We start from the raw sequence: 5,661 nt of genomic DNA, 5'->3' as shown, positions 1-5,661 counted from the left end.
GCGCCGGTGCAGTTGGGTGGTTGTGTGCATGCGGCGTGGTCGGGGGCGAATAAGTATGTGCGGGACTGCGGCAGTGATGCCGATGACAGGAGCGTGGATGTGCCGAAGGCGTCCGCGTCGCCGTCGTATGTGTTCCGGGTGAACCGGGACGTGGTGGTGCTCAATGATGTGAATTCGGGCAATGTGTGGCTGGTGAACCAGAACATGCAGCTGGTGAACAACTGGGACGACGTCATCCCGCCGCAGCAGACCTCGGACGACGCGGACAAGGACTCCGCCGACGAGGTGCAGCAGACCGTCCTGCCGGACCGCACCAAACCCAACAGCCCGCCGGTCGCCAAAGCCGACACCTTCGGGGTCCGCGCCGGCAAGACGACCATCCTTCCCGTGCTGGACAACGACACCGACCCCGACGGCGACATCCTCACCGTCCGGTCGCCGGAACCGCTCAAATCCGGGCTGCTCGCACCGATCTACGGCGCCACCGGCTTCCAGGTCAGCGTGGGCGCGGACAAGACCGGTACGGAAACGTTCAAATACACGGTCGACGACGGCCGCGGCCTCTCCGCCTCCGCCGACGTCACGCTTAACATCGTCCCGCCCGGGGAGAACTCCGCCCCGCGGCAGAAACCGAACAGGAACACCACACTCGTAGTCCAGGCCGGCAAAGCGGTCAGCCAGAACATCCTCACCGACTGGACCGACCCCGACGGCGATGACGTGTTCGTCGTCGGCGCTGCAAGCAGCGACCCCCGCGACCAGGTGAAAGTCCGGCCCGACGGCCTGCTCAGCTTCCAGGACTCCGGCTCCGAACCCGGCCGCAAGACCGTCACCGTCACCGTCTCCGACGGCCGGTCCACGGCCGAAGGCAAGGTCACCGTGGAGGTGCGCCCGCCAGGAGCCCTGCCGCCGATCGCGAACGCGGACCACCTCGTGGCCGTCGCCGGCGTGGACACCGTGATCGCCCCGCTCAAAAATGACTCGGACCCGCAGGGCGGGGCGCTCCGTCTCGCCCAGGCCACCCCGGACGGCAACTCCACCGCCACCATGGGCGCCGACCAGCAGACCTTCACCTTCAACTCCACCGCCCTCGGCGCACACTACGTCTCCTACCTCGTCACGAACGGGCCGGCCAGCGCCCAGCAGCTGGTCCGGGTCGACGTCGTCCCCGGCGGCGGCGACGGAGCACCGGTCGCGGTCCGCGACACCGCGCTGTTGCCGGCCGGCGGCAGCGTGCTGGTGGACGTCCTCGGCAACGATTCGGACCCCTCCGGCGGCGTCCTGGTGGTCCAGTCCGTGACCGCCGCCGATGGACTGCCGCTCAGCGTCGCCGTCCTGGACCACTCCGTCGTCCGGATCACCGACCTCCGCGCCCAGGGCCAGCTCAACGTCAAGTACACAATCTCCAACGGCAAGTCCTCCGCGAGCGGCGAGATCGCCGTCCTGGTCGTCCCCGCGCCGTCCAAGCTGCAGGCGCCGCAGGCCAAACCCGACGAGGCAACCGTCCGTGCGGGCGACGTCGTCACCATCCCGGTGCTGGAGAACGACACCGACCCCAACGGCGGCAAGCTCACCCTCGAACCGGTGCTGGCCCAAAAGCCGGACGCCGCCGACGGCCGCACCTTCACCGCCGGCCAGACGCTGCGCTTCATCGCCGGCGAGGTGCCGAAGACGGTCTACGCGATCTACAAGGTCACCAACGCCTCCGGACAATCCGACTCCCAGCAGGTGTCCATCCGGATCCGGGCCCGCGACGACGAACGCAACACCCGCCCCGAACCGAAGAACCTGACCGCCCGCGTGGTGGCCGGCATGACGGTCCGCATCCCGGTGCCGCTCGACGGTGTGGACACCGACGGCGACTCTGTGCAGCTGACGGGCGTGGACAAGGCCCCCGCAATGGGCACGGCCGTGGTCAAGGACGGCTACCTCGAATTCACCGCCGCCGGCAACGCCGCCGGCACGGACACCTTCAGCTACCGCGTCCGGGACCGGATCGGCGCCGAAAACACCGGCACCGTGATCGTCGGCATCGCGCCGCGGGAAATCAATAACCAGAAGCCGATCGCGGTTGACGACGCCGTGGACGTCCGGCCCGGCCGCAAGATCGCCGTCGACGCCCTCACGAACGACTCGGATCCCGATGGGGACCCGATCAGCCTGGTGCGCAACGGCTTCGAGGCCCGCCCGGAGCTCGCCGTCGAGCCGGCCGACGGCGGCAAGGTGCTGCTCACAGCGCCGGGCGCCGCGGGCAACGAGAGCGTCAGCTACAAAATCCAGGACGACAAAAAAGCCCAGCGCAGCGCCGTGATCCGGGTCCGGGTCAGCCCGGATGCAACCCTTAAGGCCCCGCTCGCGAAAGACGACGTGGTCACCCCGGCGGAGACCCTCGGCAAGTCCGCCGTCGACGTCCCGGTCCTGAAGAACGACGCCGACCCCGACGGCGTCGCCGCAGAACTCAAGATCGGCCTGCCGGACGGCAATCCGAACGCGCGCGTGGCCGGCGACGGGACCGTCCGGGTGGCCCTCGCGCCGAAGGACCAGCTGGTTCCCTACACCGTCACCGATGTGGACGGCCAAAGCGCGACGGCGGTCATCTGGGTCCCCGGCCAGGGTGAACAGCACCCCACCCTGGCCCGGACCGAGGCCGTGGAGGTGATGGCCGGCAAGGAAATCACCCTGGACCTGGGCGAGTACGTCCGCGTCAGGGAAGGCCGTACGCCGCGGATCACCCAGGTGGACAAGGTCAAGGTCCAGGGCGCCGAGCCGGACAACGTCGTGGCCGGCAACGGGAGTAAGCTGCGTTACGCCGCCCTCAAGGACTACGTGGGCCCGGGCTCGGTCACCTTCGAGGTCACCGACGGCAGCGGACCCGAGGACCCGGCCGGGCTGAAGTCCACGCTCAGCATCATCACCAAGGTCATCCCGGACCCGAACGCCAACCACCCGCCGACGTTCAGCGGCGCCACCCTTGAGGTGCCGAAGGCCGAGTCCGCGAGCCTGGAACTGGGCAACCTGGCCAAGGACGTCGACGCCGGCGACCAGGACAAACTTAAATTCGAACTCGACGGAACACTCCCGGAGGGCTTCAAGGCCACGCTTGACGGCGCCACCCTGAAAGTCACCGCAGACTCCGCCAAGGCCGCGGGCTGGAAGGGCAGCATCCCGCTCAAGGTCACCGACGGCCGCTCCGATCCTGTCCGGGCCACGGTGGCGGCCACCGTCACGGCCTCAAACCGGCCACTGCCGGTGGCGAACGAGGACGTCGTGGAGAAGGCCAACGCCGGCAAGGCGGAGACCGTCAACGTCCTTGCCAACGACTTCAACCCCTTCTCCGACACGCCGCTGCGGATCGTGGCCGCCACCGTGGAAACCGGCTCCGCGGCCGGGCAGCCCGCGGTGGCCGGGGACTCCATCACGGTCACCCCCGCCGGCGGCTTCAAGGGCGTGATGGTGGTCCGCTACACCGTCATGGACAAGACCGGGGACCTCTCCCGGCAGACCGACGGCCGCGTCCGGATCACCGTCCGGGACAAGCCCGACGCCCCGTCCGCGCCGAGCGCAACGGACGTCCGCAGCCGGACCGCCGTGCTCAAGTGGACGCCGCCGTCGGACAACGGCGCCGCCATCACCAAGTACACGGTGCGCTCCGGCAACGGCTTCAGCCAGGATTGCGCCACCACCACGTGCACCCTCAGCGGACTGACCAACGACGTCAAGTACGTCTTCACCGTCACCGCCACCAACGAGGTGAAGGAATCCGATCCCTCGCCGGCCTCCAACGAGATCCGGCCGGATGAAAAGCCCTCGCCGCCGGAGGCCCCCACCGTCAAGGCCGGGGACAAGAACATGGTGATCGCCTGGCCCGCGGCGAAGACCGAGGGCTCCGCGGTGAAGAACTACAACCTGGAGATCTCGCCGCCGCCGGCCAGCGGGGTCGCCGTGAAGAACGGCGTGACCGGCCTGAACTACACCTGGCCGGCCCTGACCAACGGCGTGCGCTACAAGGTACGCGCCCAGGCCGTGAACGAGCTCGGCCCCTCCGATTGGGGACAGTACTCCGCCGAGGACAACCCCGCCGGCGTCCCGGCCGCCCCGGGCGCGCCGACGACGTCGGTGGCCTCCGCCGTCGGCACCTCCAACCAGCTCAAGGTGGACTGGGATGAGCCAATCACCAACGGCGACGCGATCAAGAACTACTACGTCACGATGAGCGGCGGCGGCGGCGCGGACCAGACCCAGACCGTGGCCGGCACCGTGCGGACGGCGAACTTCACCGCCAACAACTCGGAAGCGTCCTACACCTTCACCGTGCAGGCCGAAAACAAGGCCGGCAAGGGCTCCGCCAGCGCGGCCTCCGCGCCGCGCCGCGCCACCGGCAAGCTCAGCCGGGTCTCCGGCGTGAGCGCCGCCGAGGCCAACACCGGCGGCGCCGGTCGGGCCATCACCATCAACTTCCGTGAGCTCACCGCTGCGGAACGCAACGGCTCGGCCTACTCCGAGGTGAGTTACACCTACCGAGCCAGCACCGGCCAGTCCGGGCCGATCAGGCCCGGCCAGACCGTCGGCGGGTTCGCCAACGGCGCCGCCACCACCGTCACGGTGACGGCCAACTCGTCCGTCGCGCCCAGCTCGGACGCCAGCACCGGGGCTAACGCGAACCCTTACGGCTCACCCGGCACCCCGTCGGCCTCCGGCACCAACGGCGCGGAAAACCAGCGGAACCTGACGTTTAACTGGGCCTCGCCGGATGCCGGGAGCCACGACATCGCCTACACCCAGATCAAAATCGACAACGGCGGCTGGGAACGGGTGGGCCCCTCGGGAAGCCGGACGGTCAACACCGGCGGCTTCAATGAACGGCACACGATCCAGGTCCAGACCGTCAACTCGCGCGGCACCGGCGGCCCGCTCGCCTCGGCGTCGGCCCAGTCCGGGGCAGAGAAGACGCGCTGGTCCACTAGGCTGAACTCCGGCATGGACCGCAGCTGCACCGACCTGCCGGGCGCCACCTCCTACGACCCGCAGAAATTCACCTGCGACGGCAAGGGCGGCTACGACCGGCCGTGGATGTCCCACTTCGACAGCTTCGACGTGATGTGCTGGAAGCCGCACGGCACCACCTACAGCGGCGACGGCCAGTGGTACTACATCATGCGCGGCTCACCGAACCAGACCCGCTGGATCCAGTCGCTGCACACCACCATCGGTTCGCCGGCACAGAGCGGCGTCCCACTGTGCACCTTCCCGACAGGAGCCACGCCATAACCCGCCCCGGGCCCAGGCCGTCACCCTCCGCCGGGCAGTCCTCCCCATCGCGCTGCCGGAGATCGTTGGGTAGGCTGTCGCGGGAAGTGGGGGACCGGTCTCGGGTCCGCCGGGGGAACCACCACACAATTTTGAAGGAAAGCTAACGCTGTGACACGTCTTTTCGCCACGCTGGGTGCCAGAAAGCCGGGTTCCACGAAACCGCGATCACGCACGCGCCGCAAGTTCGTCACGGCCACTTCGTTTGTGGCTGCTGCTGCGGTGTTGGTGACGGGGGCCATCATCTATCCGGGGTTTAAGACTGCTGAGGTGGAGTTGAACGATGGTGGTGTGTGGGTGGTGTCGAAGGCGAAGAATGCGGTGGGGCGGTTGAATTATCCGTCGCGGGTGTTG

Annotated in this window: 2 protein-coding genes; both read left to right on the top strand. The window is 68.8% G+C overall.

Going from position 1 to position 5,661, the window contains the following annotated elements; genetic code table 11:
- Window positions 1-5,268: Ig-like domain-containing protein (locus AC1DBL_RS16680; protein WP_476926522.1), on the top strand; the 5,268-nt coding region annotated here is incomplete at its 5' end.
- Between the two features lie 150 nt (window positions 5,269-5,418).
- Window positions 5,419-5,661, top strand: a 243-nt coding sequence (locus AC1DBL_RS16675; protein WP_476926521.1) for a hypothetical protein, incomplete at its 3' end; no start/stop codon positions are given.

It is taken from the genome of Arthrobacter sp. 10T44 (assembly GCF_056393885.1).
This window is presented reverse-complemented; position numbering and strand designations above follow the sequence as displayed.